This window comes from Zymomonas mobilis, assembly GCF_006715975.1.
Taxonomy (GTDB): Bacteria; Pseudomonadota; Alphaproteobacteria; order Sphingomonadales; family Sphingomonadaceae; genus Zymomonas; species Zymomonas mobilis_B.
The window spans coordinates 1,120,886-1,136,708 of sequence record NZ_VFOF01000001.1 but is presented as its reverse complement, the minus strand read 5'-3'; the positions used below and the strand labels follow the sequence as shown (position 1 = coordinate 1,136,708).

The following is a 15,823-nucleotide window of genomic DNA, read 5'->3' as shown; positions in this document are numbered from 1 at the left end:
TCCAAACGGGGGTCGGAAGATGTATGGCACCATATAGTGTATTATATTCTCAAGAACACTAAATATTGTGGCTGTCAAGAAAACAGTTCTCTTGACAAAATCTAAAAGCCGATAGAGCCGCCGATTTTAGGGCATAAAAATATTTATGAAAAAATACGATCTAATTTCCAATCTATTTTTCCAAAAACGATGCCAGAAACTTCAAAATAACTGATTGTTTTTTTGCTACATCAACAGAATAATATTTGAAATAATTATCCTTACCGTAAAAGGCCTTTTTGATAGCTTTCCCATCCAGAAGCGCGCAATTCGCAAGCCGGACAATGACCGCAACCATATCCCCACGGATGGAGCGTCTTTCTTTCACCTAAGTAACAGCTGTGGCTTTCTTGCCGAATGGCCTCAACCAGCTTCTCACCGCCGATATTTTCAGCCATCCGCCACGTAGCCGCCTTATCAAGCCACATAAGCGGCGTATGCAGCACCAGTCGCCTTTCCAGCCCCAAATTAATCGCGACTTGCAAGGCCTTGATAGTATCATCGCGGCAATCGGGATAACCCGAATAATCCGTTTCGCACATACCGCCGACAATATGCCGCAAGCCGCGACGGTAAGCGATAGTCGCCGCAAAAGTAAAAAAGAGCAGATTGCGCCCCGGCACAAAGCTATTTGGGATACCATCTTCCCCAAAAGCAATTTCGGTCTCGCGCGTCAAAGCGCATTCGCTCACCTGATGCAGCACAGCAAGATCAAGCATATGATCTTCGCCCAGCCGCCCCGCCCAATCAGGGAAAATCTCGATAAACTTCCGCTTCAACCCTTCCCGACATTCCAGTTCAACTTTATGTCTTTGCCCGTAATCAAAGCCGATGGTTTCGACCTTTTCAAAATGCTCCAAGGCCCAAGCAAGACAGGTCGCCGAATCCTGACCACCCGAATAAAGAACCAGACATCCCTCTTTATTCCGCTCTTGGAGAAGGTCACTCGTCAATATCTGGGAAGATTCTTTTGTCTGATTCGCTGCTGTCATTCTGACTATCCTTGAATATTTAAAATCTCGGGCAAAATTAAAATGGTCGATATTACCGCGATGAATGGCCGACCTATCAGGCTTTTTTCCGCTGTTCTGAAATCTGCTGCCATGTTTTTATAAAATGGTCGATATCGGATTCGGTTGTTTCTCTACCGAAGCTCACCCGAATGACTTCTTGCGCTTCCTTATCGCCCCATCCCATTGCCTTCAGCACCGGACTCGATTTCAGGCTACCTGATGAACAAGCACTCCCTGCCGAGATAGAAATACCCGCCATGTCGAAAAGAATAAGCTGCGTTTTTGCAACCATACCGGACATCCGATAAGAGGCGATCGTCGGTATCCGCTGCGATTGATGCGCGACAATCTCGCCACCAAAAGAAAGAATAGCCTGATCCAGCTTTTCACGAAGGGCAGCCGATTTTTCAAACCATTCCTTATTCTCGCAGACCGCCGCAGCAAAAGCCAAAATAGCGGGCGCGTTTTCCGTCCCGGCGCGATAGCCCTGCTCTTGTCCCCCGAAAGGCTTCAGTTTTGCCCAATCCCGAATCAACAAAGCCCCGATTCCCGGCGGGCCTCCCAACTTATGCGCTGAAATACTGATAAAATCGGCATCCGGCAGCGATATTTTCCCAGCCGATTGCGCGGCATCGGCAAACCATAAACTATTTTTTTCTCGAACGCGCTGCGCCAAGATCTCGGCAGGCTGGATAACGCCGGTTTCATTGTTCACCGTCTGGACGGCAACAAGCTGATTTTCCGGCAAATTTTCAGGAATAATATAGCCGTTTTCATCAACGGGCAAAATATCGGGAACAATCCCCGCTCTCAAAAAAGCATCATGCTCGACAGCTGAAATACTGCACTGTTTTAGCGTGTTTCTCTGCAAAACCATCGCAATGGATTCACTCGCGCCGCTCGTAAAAACCAATTGATAAGGCCAATTCAAAGCCGCTTTTATCCTGATACGGGCTTCCTCTATCAATGCCCGCATATGACGGCCATCTTTATGCGGCGATGACGGGTTAGCCCATATTTCAAAGGCCTCTGTCATCGCCCTTTTGGCCGAATCCGTTATCGGGGTTGTTGCAGCATAATCGAGATAAATCCGGCTATTCACGCATGAAATCCTTACACAGCCTATGTCTAAAAAAGCTTGAAATATTGCTTAGAAGAAACCTAACCTTATATAAGTAAGAATGATAACTTGTCTTTAGGGCGTTTTTCGCCCGATAACCAAATGGATAACCATGCCTGCAGTCATTTTCCCCGGCCCTGAAGGGCGTCTTGAAGGTCGATTTCAACCTGGATCACGACCAAGGGCACCTGTTGCTTTAATTCTTCATCCGCATCCCCAAGGCGGTGGTACGATGAATAATCATATCACCATGGCACTTTACCAAACTTTTGCCCGTCGCGGTTTCGCGACCTTGCGCTTTAATTTCAGAAGTGTCGGCCGCTCGCAAGGGACTTTCGATAACGGAATCGGGGAACTCTCTGACGCAGCCTCGGCTTTGGACTGGGTGCAATCCATTCATCCAGAAGCAGTTACGACATGGGTTGCCGGATTTGGTTTTGGCGCATGGATCGGCATGCAGCTCTTGATGCGTCGTCCTGAAATCAAAGGTTTTATCTCTATTGCGCCACCGGCCAATATGTATGATTTTTCATTTTTGGCACCCTGCCCTTCATCAGGCATTATTATTCAGGGTGAAAGTGACGAGGTTGTAACAGGCGGCGCAGTGCAAAAATTGGTGGATAAACTGCGCACCCAAAAACATATCACCATTGATCAATCCATTATTCCGGGGGCAAACCATTTCTTCCAGAATGAAATGCCAGAATTGATGACGTCGGTTGATGATTATCTGGATATGCGATTGAAAGCTGATCTCGGGCAGTAAAGCCTCGCGATAGCGAGAGAATAAGGTGGCTATACATGACAGGAATCAATCCGATGTATGGCCAGCCTTTTTTCTGAAATTTTTAATTTTTATAAAGTGATAATCAGCCAAATTTTTAAATTTATGTGACTGATATCTAACAAATATCTGACAAATTTACTGTGTTTTTGGCACGTAACTTTATTTTTCTTAAAAAAATTATAATTACCTATAGACAAGATAATAATCTTCTTTACATCCTGACATTCGCTTTTTAAAAGCGACGTCCGCTGCCCCATGGGACTTCCAACCGCAAGGCAGCTTTTTACACTTAGTCTTGCCACCCTACCCTCTGGAGGTCCCTTGAATTGCACAAACATCATAGCGCGCTGGGGTTAGCTACTTCTCTTCGTCCGGTTGAACCGGTTACCCTTATCCGCCCTCAAGCTGCCCATCGGGCCGCCCGCTTCTTTATTGAAAAATTTGCGGGAACGACGATGTATGCGGTTAAGGCCAATCCGTCACCGGCGCTTATTCGTAGTCTGTGGGATGCGGGTATCACGCATTATGACGTTGCTTCTGCGAATGAAGTCCGTTTGGTGCGTCATCTGTTACCGGATGCGACATTATGCTTTATGAATCCGGTAAAGCCCGAAGAAGTCATCCGCGAAGCCTATTTCGATCATGGTGTGCGTGCATTCTCTCTCGATAATCAGGATGAACTCGATAAAATCCTGCGAGCAACCGATCACGCCAAAGATTTGACGTTATGTGTCCGGCTCCGAGTTTCCTCCGATCATTCCAAATTGAGCCTTAGCTCCAAATTTGGTATTGATCCGGCAAGCTCTGCTTCGCTGTTAATGGCGGCACGTCAGGCATCTGATGCGCTTGGTATTTGCTTTCATGTTGGCAGCCAAGCTATGTCCCCTGTCGCTTATATGCAGGCGATGGAATTGGCGCGTGATGCGATTGTTCAAGCGGGCGTTACCGTTGACGTTATTGATGTCGGCGGCGGTTTTCCGTCGGTCTATCCCGATATGGAACCACAGGATCTGGAAAATTATTTCCGCATTATTCATGAAGCCTTTGAATCCTTGCCGATTTCTTATTCCGCAGAATTATGGGCTGAACCGGGACGCGCACTTTCGGCTGAATATTCCAGCCTGATCGTTCGGGTTGAACGACGCCGTGGCAATGAACTTTATATCAATGATGGTGCCTATGGTGCCTTGTTTGATGCCGCTCATCTGGACTGGCGCTTTCCGGTCAAAGTTTTAAAGCCGGAATCCAATCAGGCGCGCGATATCAATTTTAGTTTTTATGGCCCGACCTGCGATGATATGGATTATATGGCAGGTCCTTTCCCGTTACCCGCTGATATTGCCGTTGGTGACTATATCGAAATCGGGATGCTCGGCGCTTATGGAAATGCGATGCGCACTGGATTTAACGGTTTTACACCGAGCATGACGGTCGTCGTGGAAGATCAGCCGATGGCCAGCCTTTATAATGACGTTGATAATCAGGAACTCAATATAGCCATGCGCTAAACGGTCTTTCCGATTGTCACGAAAGAGAACAGTTTTTTCAGTATTAAATAAATTCTAGAATTTTACCGGATTCAAGCGGAGCTTCATTTTATGACAGATTCAAAAGCAAACGATCAGCGCAAGGCTGAATTATTATCGACAGAAGTCGAACATATCGACATCCGTAGCTTCGATGCTCGTCCGATCATTGATGCCATGGGCAAAATGAGCTTCACCAGCCGCGATCTGGCACGGGCAACCGATATCTATAATCAGATGTTGGCTGATCCTAAATGCACCATCTTCTTGGTCATTGCCGGTTCTACCTCGGCTGGTGGTTGCATGGATGCCTATGCCGAATTGCTCCGTTCCAACATGATTGACGGCGTTGTTGCAACCGGTGCTTCCATTGTTGATATGGATTTCTTCGAAGGCTTGGGACACAAGCATTATCAGGCTTTAGAAGTGCCTGATGATATGACGCTCCGTTCGCTTTATATCGATCGTATCTACGATACCTATATCGATGAAGAAAAGCTTCAGGACTGCGACAACACGATTTACAAAATCGCAGAATCTTTGGCACCGGGTGGCTATTCCAGCCGCGCTTTCATTCGTGAAATGGGTCGTTACCTTTCCGAACATGGCAAAAAAGAAAACAGCCTTGTTAAATTGGCCTATGAACATGATGTGCCGATTTTCTGCCCAGCTTTTGTTGATTCTTCTGCCGGTTTCGGTCTGGTGAAGCATCAGGTTGAACGCATCCGTGATAAAAAGCCTTATGTCATGCTGGATGCAGCGGCTGATTTCCGCGAATTGACCGATATCAAAATCGAAGCTGGCACAACTGGCCTTTTGATGATTGGCGGAGGTGTTCCGAAAAACTTCGTTCAGGATACCGTTGTTTGCGCCGAAGTGCTTGGCCATGAAGATGTCGAAATGCATAAATATGCCGTGCAGATCACGGTTGCTGATGTCCGAGATGGTGCTTGCTCTTCTTCGACACTGAAAGAAGCTGCTAGCTGGGGCAAGGTCGATACCGCCCTTGAACAGATGGTTTATGCCGAAGCCGGTTCAGTCTTACCGTTATTGGCTTCTGATGCATGGCATCGCGGTTTCTGGAAAAACCGTGAACCACGGGCATGGAGCAAACTTTTCAACGACTAAGAAAAAAAACATATCCATTTCTTGCGAAAAAAGCTGCCATTGGCAGCTTTTTTTGTACTTTCATAATAAAGCCATACTGATCTTCATTTGTTATTTGAATTTCTACAGCAGTATTTATTAAAAGTTTTTGGTTCTATTGGGTTGCTGTTTTTTTCAATCTGGCTCATGGTTTGCACGACATGACCGGTTCTGATGATTTTAGCTTTGATATAGAGGGTGATCAACTTGCCTTGCAAGGTGTGTTGACGCTTGCCCATCTCGATAGCTTGTCGAATAAGCTAAACACTCTTCCATCCATAAAAGTGATCGACCTTTCAAACCTGCATCGGATGGATACTGCCGGTGCATGGGTTGTGCATAAACTGGCACAGGAAAATAACGCCGAGGTAAAAGGCGCGGATGCTGGTATGGCGCATATCCTTGAACGGATATCCCAATATGATCGCCCCTTACCTCCTGAACCAAAGGCTTTGTCGCCTTTAATCTATGTACTGACAGGGGTTGGTAAAAATGCCGTCCATGTCTGGTATACAGCATTAGGTTTGATTAACTTTTTCGGCGCCTTACTTATTAGTATATGGCATACCATCTGCCATCCCAGCCGATTGAGAACCACGGCGATTATTTGCCAGATGGAATCGGTCGGTGTGAATGCTTTGGCCATCGTCGGTTTGATGAGTGTTCTTGTCGGGGTTGTGATCGCGCAGCAAGGTGCTGTCCAGCTGCGGCAATTCGGCGCAGAAATTTATAGTATTAATCTGGTTGGACGTATTTCTTTCCGTGAATTGGGCGTTTTAATGACGGCCATCATGGTAGCTGGTCGTTCCGGCTCCGCCTTTGCGGCGCAAATCGGTTCGATGAATTTAGCAGAAGAAATTGACGCGATGCGCATTATCGGTGTTTCACCGATGGAAAGTCTGGTTTTACCCCGCTTTATTGCCAGCATCCTCATGATGCCGCTCCTTGGTTTCTATGCAACTATCGCTGCCATCGTCGGTGGTGGATTACTATGTTGGTCAGTGCTGGATATACCACCGACGACTTTCATCACGCGGTTAAGAGAAGTTATCCCTTATACCGATGTTGCTGTCGGCTTAATCAAAGCCCCAATTTTTGGGGCATTGATTGCTGTCGCCGGATGTTTTCAGGGAACACAGGTTAAAGGTAATGCGGAACAATTAGGCTATTGCACGACAAAAGCCGTTGTTCATTCTATCTTTTTGGTAATCGTTCTCGATGCCTTCTTTGCCGTATTCTTTTCCGAAATAGGCTGGGTATGAGCGATTCTGATATTATACAAATAGAAGGCCTTAAAAACAGTTTTGGTAGTCAGATCGTACATGACGGTGTTGATCTGAATGTCAGAAAAGGCGAAATTTTAGGGCTTGTTGGCGGTTCTGGAACCGGTAAATCTGTTTTGATGCGCTCTATTATTGGGCTGCAACAACCGACGGCTGGTTCTATCAAGGTTTTAGGGCATGAAATGGTGGGCAAAGACCCGCTTAACATGCGGATGGTTAGCCGTCATTGGGGCGTTTTATTCCAAGAAAGCGCCCTGTTCTCGACCTTGAATATCACTGAAAATGTTAAAGTGCCGTTGCGGGAATATTATCCTGATCTCGACGAAACGCTTTTAGAACAAATCGCGTCATACAAAATCGCTATGACCGACCTTCCTGAAGATGTCGGGGTAAAATTTAACTCGGAATTATCCGGTGGTATGCGGAAAAGAGCGGGATTGGCGCGCGCTTTAGCATTGGATCCTGATTTACTGTTTTTGGATGAACCCACCTCTGGTCTTGATCCGGTGAGCGCTGATGCGATTGATGCCCTTATTCTGGGGCTTCGCAAAATGCTGGGCTTGACCGTATTCATGATTACCCATGATCTCGATAGTCTTTATAATATTTGCGATCGTGTTGCTGTCTTGGCAGATCGAAAAGTTCTGGCTGTCGATTCGGTCGAAAATCTGACTAAACTCGATCATCCATGGATAAAACGTTACTTCAATGGACCACGTGGTCGGGCAGCTGCGGAATCTTTTGAAGCCAGAAAGACAGGAGCATAAGGAACAGACAATGGAAACCCGCTCCAATTATATCCTTGTTGGTAGTATTACGCTGATATTGTTGGCTTTAATTGCCACGGTTCTCGTTTGGATAGGCCGCGTTTCCGGCGCTGAAACGCATCAGTATGATATCTTTTTCCACCAATCGGTCGATGGCTTGGCAAAAGGCAGTTCGGTTACCTATTCCGGTGTCCCGTCAGGTCAGGTGAAAGAAATCAAATTATTGCCGAATAATCCTGATTTTGTGCGTGTCAGAATTAGCTTAAACGCTGACACCCCTGTTCTTGAAGGCACAACGGCTACCATGTCGAGTGTTGGCTTTTCTGGCGTGAACCAGATTACCTTGGCTGGTGGTGTCGCGGGGGCAAAACCGATTGATAATCATGGGCCTTTCGGTGAGCCCGTTATTCCGACGAAACCGGGTGCTTTGGGACAGTTATTGAACAGCGCACCTCAGTTGATCGAACGGATTACAACGCTGGCCGAACGGATGAGCGATCTTCTGAATGACCATAATCAGCAGTCTATTGCCAGAATTTTGGATAATTTGAACACGCTATCCAGCAATCTTGCGACCCAGTCGCCTAAAATGCGGCAAATCATGGATGATGCGCATCACGCTCTGCTCAATTTGAGCGATGCGGGTCAGCAAATCGGCGAATTAGCCCATACGACAAATGATACGGTTAAACAGGATATTCATCCCGCAACCGCGCATTTGAAAGAAACGGTTATGGCGGCTCATGACAGTATGCAAAATCTGAATGAAATGCTTCTGGATGCACGTCCTGGTGTTCATCATTTCTCAAATGAGACGATGCCACAATTCGATCAGTTAGTGCATGATCTGCACGATATGATCGGCAGCATGTCGTCATTAACCGATCGTATCAATCAAAACGGTGCCGAAGGCATGATAAAAGGCCAATCGTTACCAGATTATAAGCCAAAGGATTAGGTGTTATGAATTATCGTTATACTTCAGCCCTGATGCTTCCTCTGGCCGCTCTTTTAACGGCGGGTTGTGTCAATATAGGTAACCACAAGCCGCCCAAAAATTTGCTGACGCTAACGGCGACTGCGGCGGCTCCGGCTAATGACAAGCCGTCTTCGCAAAGCAAACCATTATTGCTGGTGGCGCCGCCTGCTGTCCCTGCCGAGTTAAAAGTTACCCGTATTCCGGTAACGACCAGCCCAACGACGATTGCGTATCTGACAGATGCTGTTTGGGTTGATTCCCCATCTCATCTTTTCGGTAACGTTCTTTCTGAAACGATTGCCAGCCATAATCGCTTTATGGTTGTCAGCTATCGCTCCGCAGTTGGTGTTTCCTATCGCCTAACGGGTAATTTATCGGCCTTTGGATTGGATGCTGTCCATCAACAAGTTGTCATTACTTATGATGCCTTTTTCCGTGGTAGTAATGACAAAAAGATGGAAACCGTTACCAGCCATCATTTTGAAATAAGGCAGCCCGTTACCAAACAAGATGCGGTGAGTGTCGCCAATATTTTAAACAAAGCGGCAAACCAGCTTTCTGGTGAAGTCGCCAGTTGGTTGGATCAACAACAGGTAACAATGCCCGCTTCCTGACAATAGCTTTTTTGGGATCACGGCTTTCTTTTTATGCCGTATCACGTTAAGAGCGCTTTTAGTCTCGGCAGTTTCGGCTGCCGAAGGCATTTTTACCTGTCGGTATTTTTAGCATTTTTGTGCATTATCTTTTGTAAAAGCCTGATGTTAAAAATTCGGCTAAATTTCAAACTGGCACAGAATAATATTCTGTCTATCGAAAATTAAAGAGGCTCCATTTGGCAAAAGAAGAATTACTCGAAATGCGTGGTCGTGTTGTGGAACTTCTTCCCAACGCGATGTTCCGTGTTCAATTAGAAAATGACCATGAAATTCTGGGTCATACGGCTGGTAAAATGCGGAAAAACCGTATTCGCGTCTTGGTCGGTGATGAAGTTTTGGTCGAACTGACCCCTTATGATCTGACCAAAGGGCGGATCACCTACCGCTTTAAATAATTTTATGGCATCTTCGCTTATTCTTGCTTCTGCCAGTCCTCGTCGGCTGGCATTGCTGGCACGTATCGGTATTAAACCCGATTTTGTTCTTCCAGCAGATATTGATGAAACACCCCATAAAGGTGAACGTCCGCTAGAATATGTCCAGCGGATGGCCAACGAAAAGGCAGAATGGGCAGCATCTCGTAATTCTGACTCTTTTGTTCTGGCCGCAGATACTGTTGTTGCCGCAGGCCGTCGTATTTTGCCTAAGGCAGAAAACGAAAAACAGGCAACATCCTATCTCAAGCTGTTATCTGGGCGGCGGCATCGTGTTTTAACGGCAGTTGCTTTGAAAAAAGACGGCGCGCCTACGGCCTTGCGGGTATCATCCAGCATCGTCACATTCAAACCCTTCAGCCCTCAAGAAATAGAAGACTATGTGGCTAGTGGAGAATGGCAAGGAAAAGCGGGCGGTTATGCCATTCAAGGCTATGCTGAATCGTTTATCCGTTTTCTAGCCGGCAGCCATTCTTCCGTTATGGGGCTGCCCCTCTATGAAACCCGCCATTTATTGATAAATGCCGGTTGGCCTATTTCAGCGACGTCTCTTTCCGAAAAAGAACCTGCCTGAATGATTTCCTATGAATGGTTAATTGAAAAAGGCATCGGGGAAACCCGTGCCGCTTTATTGGCCGATGATGATACCATTGTTCAGGCGCGTATAGAAACGGACACGCCTTGCTTACGAGCGGGATCGGTTATAGATGTCCGTTTAGCAGACGGGATCAATGCTACGGGTCGGACAATGGCTACCACCGATAAAGGCGATCCTGTCTGGGTCGCTTCGGTGCCTCGCTCCCTCACCAAAGGCAGCTTGCTGCGCGTCGAGATTATTCGGGAAACCGTTATCGAGCGTGGTATCGTAAAACCCCCTCATGCACGCCCTGCTCTTCCTGATACCGCTCTGAAAGACGGCCTGTCTCTTGAAATGAGGGCGAAAGCCAGCGGTTATCCTGTCAGCTATCAACAAAATCATCAACCTGACCGTTTGGAAAAAGCCGGATGGTCAGAAATTATCGAACAAGCCCGAAGCGGCGATATGGATTTTGCCGGTGGGCGCCTACGCATGGCATTAACACCTGCTTTAACCCTATTTGATATAGATGGCCATCTGGCTGCATTAGACCTCGCCTTAAAGGGCACAGAGGCGACTGCACGAGCAATTACGCTTTTTGGTGTCGGTGGATCAATCGGGATTGATATCCCGGGCTTATCGGGCAAATCAGACCGGCAGCAGGTTGCTGAGTGCCTTGACCGTCATTTGCCTGCGCCTTTTGAACGCACCGGCGTCAATGGTTTCGGTTTTTTGCAAATTATCAGGCAAAAAAAACGACCTTCTTTGCCAGAGCAAATAGCCTCCCATCCTATCGAACATGAAACCCGTCAGCTATTGCGGCAGGCTTGCCGTGCTAAGGGCGCTGGTAAACGGGTTCTGACGGCCTCTCATTTCGTTATAGAATGTCTTAAACGGCATCCTGAATGGTTGGACGCACTATCTCGATCGACGGCCGCAGAAATCATCTTGAAAGCAGAGCCGATGCGCCCAATCTATCAAGGCGATGTGGGTGTAGAATTCCCGTCCTTCTGATTTTCGATATTGTGAGAAAATAATGTCATCTAAAAAAACGGTAACAAAAGGCAAATGCCCTTTATGTGGCGCACCGACCCAAGCCGAGTTCAGACCTTTTTGCAGCCGCGGTTGTCGTGATCGCGATTTGCTGAATTGGTTGGGGGATGCCTACCGTTTACCGGGTAAAAATTTGCAGGCTGATGATGCCGATTTTGATTAAATTATTAAATATATAAGAAAAAAGAAAAAATATACTGGACAAGACCTGATTTCATTCTTATACGCCCACCCAGACGAGATAAATTCTCTCAGCCCAGGTAGCTCAGTCGGTAGAGCATGTGACTGAAAATCACAGTGTCGGCGGTTCGATTCCGTCCCTGGGCACCACAGTCTTCCCCTAAAAATTTATCTATATTTAAACCTGCAGTCATTCTGGCAAAATGCGGTTTAATCCTTCTTATTCAAAACAGACTTCCCTGCCCGTCCTCTGATTTTGGCTTGGCTTTCTTTTGTGACGTGGATGGCGTTGCCCGAATTTTGGGAGGGCGGCTTTCTTGTAAATTAAGCCAATGGGCGATCACACCCAGAATATAATCCTGCTCGGCTTGGTTCAAAGCACGACCAGCCTCTATCTCGTGCCATTTCTCGATACAGCCCCGACAACAGGTTGCCGTGGCATGTTGTGCCAAAAAGATCGGATGGCCTTTAAACGGCGTTTGCTTGCCATCATTGGGTATTTCAGCCGGTGCTAGTCGCTTGGCAATAAAGTCTTTGCCATGCTCCAAAATAGTTTCCAGCCCTTTATTGGCTAAATATTGCTGTTCTTGAGAACCAAGACGGAAGCGCTGCCGAAAAGAAGAGCGGCTCAAACGCTCGAATAACGAAGCAAGAGAATCTTTCATCTCATAATAATATCATCGCCATCAGCTACTGCCGAGAAAATATTAAAAAGGCCGGAAGTCTATAACTTCCAGCCTTTTAATTTTATAAAGGATGTAACCGCTTTTGCGTTAGGAAGCTGGATTCTGTCCATTTTCCTGCAACGGCGGAATTCTGCCTAAAATGGCCTGCCGCTGGAAAATATCCTGCACCAGACTTAATGACATCAGATGCGCATAAACCAAGGGCAGAAGGCCAGATTTGACCATCTTGCGAAGGACATCGCCCCGCAATTCTTTTAACCGGTCTTCTGACACGATTTGGAAGCTGCGATAGACATAAGGCTGGGTCGCATCATTGGGCTGAATGGCCACTTCACCGTCGATCAACAGTTTGTGTTCCATCAATTCCGCGACAAAGTCATTTGTCCGCTGGGCAGAAATGGCAAATTGCTCACAAAAACCCAAAATATTTTTGGTGAATTCGCTCGGTTCATCCCCATCAAAAAGAAGCTCGCCATCCTCGAATTCACCAAGCATCCCACGACTAGTATCAACACAAAGCGACATGTCTTCGCTTTCTGGGTTAATCTTGGCCAACATAAAGGGATAGCGACGAATATAGGCCGGCAAATAGATATGGCTTTCCCGACAATTGCCTTCTTCATCAAAGAAAACATTGACCCCGTCATTCAGACCCATAAGTGCCAGCGGCACCGGATTAGGACCAGATGAAAAGACGATCGGGAAGTTGCGCTGAGCCATACCGAATTCTTCGACGGCTAATGGAATGGCATGGATTTCCGACATGAAAGGCAGCTTGTCTTGTAAACGGAAGCGCCAGTTTTTGTGATCATGCCGAGAAATCGGGATAAGTTCGTTATAAAGAACCGGCAAAGCGTTAGTCGGCCTTGAAGCCATTCGTTTTCTGCTCCTGTAGTGATACAAATATCTATTAAAGGGGAAAGCTCACGACATATAAAGGATAATATCTGGGAATTGTAAAAATATTTGACCCGATGATAAATATATATACCAGATATGACTTTTTATAAGCCGTTAACCCTGCTTGTCAGCGGGTAATAGCTTGCCAGGATTCATAATAGATTCGGGGTCTAACGCTTTCTTGATCGCTTTTAAGGCCTGTATTTTTGCTTTATTTCCAAAACGGACAAAATCAGCTAATTTTGTTTGCCCAATTCCATGTTCAGCTGAAATGGCACCACCATTGGCCATCACTCTTTCATAGATGAAATGAGAAACTGAAATACCTTCATTTTCGACCCATCCAAGCTGATCTTTGACATCTTTTGGCGGGCAAACATTAAAATGAACATTCCCATCGCCTAGATGTCCAAAGGCCAAAACAGTGCATCCGGGGAATTTCTGTTCAATGGCGACGCTTTCGCGTTCTATAAAGGACGGCATCGCACTGACGGGCACCGAAATATCATGTTTGACAGCAAAACCTTCCGTCCGTTCAGCCAATGGAATCGTTTCACGTAAACGCCATAATTTTTTTGCCTGCGTTTCATTCTGGGCGATAACGGCTTCAAGAATTTCTTTTTTCTCTGTCGCATCGGCTAAAATATTGACCATGACCGCTTCCAGATCAAAATCTTCAGAAAACGCAGTGGCTTCAATTAAAACATACCAAGGATACGCTTTTTCGGTGGGGATTTCGGTATCCGGTATATGCTTCAATACCAGATCAATAAGGCTGGCTTCCATCAGCTCAAAGACTTCGACCGCCTCACCACTTTCTTTTTCAAGATGACGTAGCAGGGATAACGCCGCCGAAGGAGATTCGAGCCCGACCCACATCACTACTCTAGAGTGAGGCTTTGGCATCAATCTTACGCTGGCTGCGGTAATAACACCCAAGGTACCTTCTGCACCGGCCAATAACTGGCGCAAATCATAGCCTTGATTGTCTTTTCTTAATGGCCGCAGATTTTCTAATAGTGAACCATCGGGAAAGACGGCCTCAATGCCCATAACGGAAGCCCGCATTTGTCCAAAGCGAAGGACATGGGAACCTCCAGCATTGGTCGAGATAAGGCCACCAATAGTTGCCATATCCTTGGAGGCAATATTAAGGGGAAAGCGCAAGCCATGCTGGTCTGCGGCCTCATGCAGGGCGGATAAGATAACGCCCGCTTCAACCGTAGCGCAGCTTTCTTCTGGGGAAACAGAGCGAATAGTATTTAGTCTTTTAGTTGACAGCAAAAGGGCTGAGCCGTCTTTCGAAGGGGTAGCGCCCCCTACCGTCGAGCTATTACCACCTTGAGGTACGACGGCTACTTTGGCTTCATAGGCCATTTTCATAATAGCCACGACTTCTTCAGTCGATGCAGGGGAAAGCAGTGCCGCAGCATTCCCCTTTAATTTGCCCCGCCAATCTTCTAGATAAGACGCCATAATAGCCGGATCTTTGGTAAATCCTTTTGGGCCTAACAACGCCTCGAGTTCATCGAGCAAAGCCTCTTCCGGATGACAGGACATAAGAATCTCCACGAAAATACCATTTTCAGAAGATTCTTATAGAATGCCCTCCCGAAACAGGTAACTTCAATTTCTTGCAACAGCAACTTAATATTTTAGTTTAAAAGTTACATATAAAATGTAATTTTATTTATTAAATGTCAAGCATTGAAGCTGATCTGTTTCGATCATCTCGGAAATGCTATCAAGCTGCAAGCAATTTGGGGATTGGCGAAAAAACGGACTCTGCAAATCACGGCCTAAGCGGCACAGGATAAACAGCAAAAAGCCAACAATCGTCGTTGCCAGAGGCGTAGCAATACCCAAGGTATCAACCGCACTTATCGGCAGAACCACGCAGAAGAACTCGATAAAGAGCATCGGAAAAATCGTATATTGATACGGCAACGGCGTAGATTTTATTTTTTCCATACCGCCTTGGGCATGTGAAATCGCCGTCATCGTATTTTCCAGCATTTGTAACCGAATGCTGTCGACATTTTCTTTTTCAGCTATGGCCGCAATTTTTTGGCCGGTTTCAAAAAGAATGAGATTGGGGACGTTATTGCCTTCTTTTAATTTTTCACATTCTTCAGCGGGTAAAAATCGTTCGATATCCTTTGACGGATCAATCTGAAACAACCGGCAACGCAAAGCGTGAATATAGGCAATATGGCGATGCACCAATTGCTTTTGTTGTTCTTTATCCCGAAAAACCATTAAGACTTCACGCGAAAAATTGCGGGAATTGTTATTCATCAATCCCCATAATCCCCGCGCATCCCACCAACGGGCATAGGCACTATTAGTCGAAAAACCGATAAAAAGAATAAGGGCAGACCCTAAAACAGTTGTCGGTGCGGTGGGCACCTCCATCCATAATGGCCATTCAGGATTATAAACGTAAAGAGCGGTGACCAGAATATCCCAGGCCAGCAAAATCCAAAGTGAAACTCCTACATAGGAAAAGACATCTTTAGTTCGACTGATTCGTCCGCGGATTGGTGACACAGATTCTCTTTCAATTAAAATAATAGTAATAACGCTTCATATCATAAAGCGATGCATGACATTGTTGCGTAAAAGCAGATTTTTTTTACTTAACAGACAGATAGTCGAATAAGAGGACTTATCCGAT

17 protein-coding genes and 1 tRNA gene are annotated in these 15,823 nt (G+C 46.3%); 12 read left to right on the top strand and 6 right to left on the bottom strand.

Annotated features, from left to right (window positions below; translation table 11 throughout):
- Positions 1 to 260: 260 nt before the first annotated feature.
- Positions 261 to 1,031, bottom strand: coding sequence for a 7-cyano-7-deazaguanine synthase QueC (queC, locus tag FBY58_RS04980; protein ID WP_141919767.1), 771 nt, complete (start codon positions 1,029 to 1,031; stop codon positions 261 to 263).
- A 76-nt stretch (positions 1,032 to 1,107) separates the two neighbouring features.
- Positions 1,108 to 2,154: a cysteine desulfurase family protein gene (locus tag FBY58_RS04975; RefSeq protein WP_141919766.1), complete on the bottom strand. Its 1,047-nt coding sequence runs from the start codon at positions 2,152 to 2,154 to the stop codon at positions 1,108 to 1,110.
- A gap of 130 nt (positions 2,155 to 2,284) precedes the next feature.
- Here FBY58_RS04975 and FBY58_RS04970 point away from each other — a divergent pair, with 130 nt between their 5' ends.
- The 12 genes from FBY58_RS04970 (at position 2,285) to FBY58_RS04915 (ending at position 11,710) form a co-directional block, all read left to right on the top strand.
- A complete protein-coding gene (locus FBY58_RS04970) occupies positions 2,285 to 2,938 on the top strand; it encodes an alpha/beta hydrolase (RefSeq protein WP_141919765.1) in 654 nt (217 codons plus the stop codon).
- Positions 2,939 to 3,285: 347 nt separating this feature from the next.
- Positions 3,286 to 4,467 carry a type III PLP-dependent enzyme gene (locus FBY58_RS04965; RefSeq protein ID WP_141919764.1) on the top strand — a complete coding sequence of 394 codons (1,182 nt, stop codon included), beginning with the start codon at positions 3,286 to 3,288 and terminating at the stop codon, positions 4,465 to 4,467.
- Positions 4,468 to 4,557: 90 nt separating this feature from the next.
- Positions 4,558 to 5,613 (top strand): 1,9-bis(guanidino)-5-aza-nonane synthase, encoded by a 1,056-nt coding sequence (locus FBY58_RS04960; protein ID WP_141919763.1) that lies wholly within the window; start codon positions 4,558 to 4,560, stop codon positions 5,611 to 5,613.
- A gap of 179 nt (positions 5,614 to 5,792) precedes the next feature.
- A complete protein-coding gene (locus FBY58_RS04955) occupies positions 5,793 to 6,893 on the top strand; it encodes an ABC transporter permease (protein WP_141919762.1) in 1,101 nt (366 codons plus the stop codon).
- Positions 6,890 to 7,681 carry an ABC transporter ATP-binding protein gene (locus FBY58_RS04950; RefSeq protein WP_141919761.1) on the top strand — a complete coding sequence of 264 codons (792 nt, stop codon included), beginning with the start codon at positions 6,890 to 6,892 and terminating at the stop codon, positions 7,679 to 7,681. Before FBY58_RS04955 ends, FBY58_RS04950 begins: the two co-directional genes overlap by 4 nt.
- Before the next feature lie 10 nt (positions 7,682 to 7,691).
- Positions 7,692 to 8,639: an MlaD family protein gene (locus FBY58_RS04945; protein WP_141919760.1), complete on the top strand. Its 948-nt coding sequence runs from the start codon at positions 7,692 to 7,694 to the stop codon at positions 8,637 to 8,639.
- A gap of 5 nt (positions 8,640 to 8,644) precedes the next feature.
- Positions 8,645 to 9,274, top strand: a complete 630-nt coding sequence (locus FBY58_RS04940) for an ABC-type transport auxiliary lipoprotein family protein (RefSeq protein WP_141919759.1) — start codon at positions 8,645 to 8,647, stop codon at positions 9,272 to 9,274.
- Positions 9,275 to 9,492: 218 nt separating this feature from the next.
- Entirely contained in the window at positions 9,493 to 9,711 is a 219-nt protein-coding gene (gene infA / locus FBY58_RS04935; RefSeq protein ID WP_007403889.1) for a translation initiation factor IF-1, read from the top strand.
- A 4-nt stretch (positions 9,712 to 9,715) separates the two neighbouring features.
- Positions 9,716 to 10,324 carry a nucleoside triphosphate pyrophosphatase gene (locus tag FBY58_RS04930; RefSeq protein WP_141919758.1) on the top strand — a complete coding sequence of 203 codons (609 nt, stop codon included), beginning with the start codon at positions 9,716 to 9,718 and terminating at the stop codon, positions 10,322 to 10,324.
- Entirely contained in the window at positions 10,325 to 11,341 is a 1,017-nt protein-coding gene (locus FBY58_RS04925) for a hypothetical protein (RefSeq protein ID WP_141919757.1), read from the top strand.
- A 22-nt stretch (positions 11,342 to 11,363) separates the two neighbouring features.
- Entirely contained in the window at positions 11,364 to 11,543 is a 180-nt protein-coding gene (locus FBY58_RS04920; RefSeq protein ID WP_141919756.1) for a DNA gyrase inhibitor YacG, read from the top strand.
- A gap of 91 nt (positions 11,544 to 11,634) precedes the next feature.
- A tRNA-Phe gene (locus FBY58_RS04915) sits at positions 11,635 to 11,710 on the top strand.
- Positions 11,711 to 11,784: 74 nt separating this feature from the next.
- Here the strand turns inward: FBY58_RS04915 and FBY58_RS04910 are convergent.
- The 4 genes from FBY58_RS04910 to FBY58_RS04895 all read right to left on the bottom strand — a co-directional run bounded on the left by FBY58_RS04910 (position 11,785) and on the right by FBY58_RS04895 (position 15,624).
- On the bottom strand, positions 11,785 to 12,225 hold the full coding sequence (locus FBY58_RS04910) for a DUF4186 domain-containing protein (RefSeq protein ID WP_141919755.1): 441 nt from the start codon (positions 12,223 to 12,225) through the stop codon (positions 11,785 to 11,787).
- A 108-nt stretch (positions 12,226 to 12,333) separates the two neighbouring features.
- Positions 12,334 to 13,122: a SapC family protein gene (locus FBY58_RS04905; RefSeq protein WP_141919754.1), complete on the bottom strand. Its 789-nt coding sequence runs from the start codon at positions 13,120 to 13,122 to the stop codon at positions 12,334 to 12,336.
- Positions 13,123 to 13,260: 138 nt separating this feature from the next.
- Complete coding sequence (locus FBY58_RS04900; protein WP_141919753.1) at positions 13,261 to 14,706, bottom strand: FAD-binding oxidoreductase; 1,446 nt, start codon at positions 14,704 to 14,706, stop codon at positions 13,261 to 13,263.
- A gap of 126 nt (positions 14,707 to 14,832) precedes the next feature.
- Positions 14,833 to 15,624: a bestrophin family protein gene (locus FBY58_RS04895; protein ID WP_260432114.1), complete on the bottom strand. Its 792-nt coding sequence runs from the start codon at positions 15,622 to 15,624 to the stop codon at positions 14,833 to 14,835.
- Positions 15,625 to 15,823 lie beyond the last annotated feature (199 nt).

Excerpts from the sequence above, each read along its gene's own strand:
- FBY58_RS04940 (WP_141919759.1), top strand. The coding sequence starts at position 8,645 with ATGAATTATCGTTATACTTCAGCCCTGATGCTTCCTCTGGCCGCTCTT.
- FBY58_RS04920 (WP_141919756.1), top strand. The coding sequence starts at position 11,364 with ATGTCATCTAAAAAAACGGTAACAAAAGGCAAATGCCCTTTATGTGGC.
- FBY58_RS04905 (WP_141919754.1), bottom strand. The coding sequence starts at position 13,122 with ATGGCTTCAAGGCCGACTAACGCTTTGCCGGTTCTTTATAACGAACTT.
- FBY58_RS04930 (WP_141919758.1), top strand. The coding sequence starts at position 9,716 with ATGGCATCTTCGCTTATTCTTGCTTCTGCCAGTCCTCGTCGGCTGGCA.
- queC (WP_141919767.1), bottom strand. The coding sequence starts at position 1,031 with ATGACAGCAGCGAATCAGACAAAAGAATCTTCCCAGATATTGACGAGT.
- FBY58_RS04910 (WP_141919755.1), bottom strand. The coding sequence starts at position 12,225 with ATGAAAGATTCTCTTGCTTCGTTATTCGAGCGTTTGAGCCGCTCTTCT.
- FBY58_RS04900 (WP_141919753.1), bottom strand. The coding sequence starts at position 14,706 with ATGTCCTGTCATCCGGAAGAGGCTTTGCTCGATGAACTCGAGGCGTTG.
- FBY58_RS04955 (WP_141919762.1), top strand. The coding sequence starts at position 5,793 with ATGACCGGTTCTGATGATTTTAGCTTTGATATAGAGGGTGATCAACTT.
- FBY58_RS04970 (WP_141919765.1), top strand. The coding sequence starts at position 2,285 with ATGCCTGCAGTCATTTTCCCCGGCCCTGAAGGGCGTCTTGAAGGTCGA.
- FBY58_RS04950 (WP_141919761.1), top strand. The coding sequence starts at position 6,890 with ATGAGCGATTCTGATATTATACAAATAGAAGGCCTTAAAAACAGTTTT.
- FBY58_RS04960 (WP_141919763.1), top strand. The coding sequence starts at position 4,558 with ATGACAGATTCAAAAGCAAACGATCAGCGCAAGGCTGAATTATTATCG.
- FBY58_RS04945 (WP_141919760.1), top strand. The coding sequence starts at position 7,692 with ATGGAAACCCGCTCCAATTATATCCTTGTTGGTAGTATTACGCTGATA.
- FBY58_RS04925 (WP_141919757.1), top strand. The coding sequence starts at position 10,325 with ATGATTTCCTATGAATGGTTAATTGAAAAAGGCATCGGGGAAACCCGT.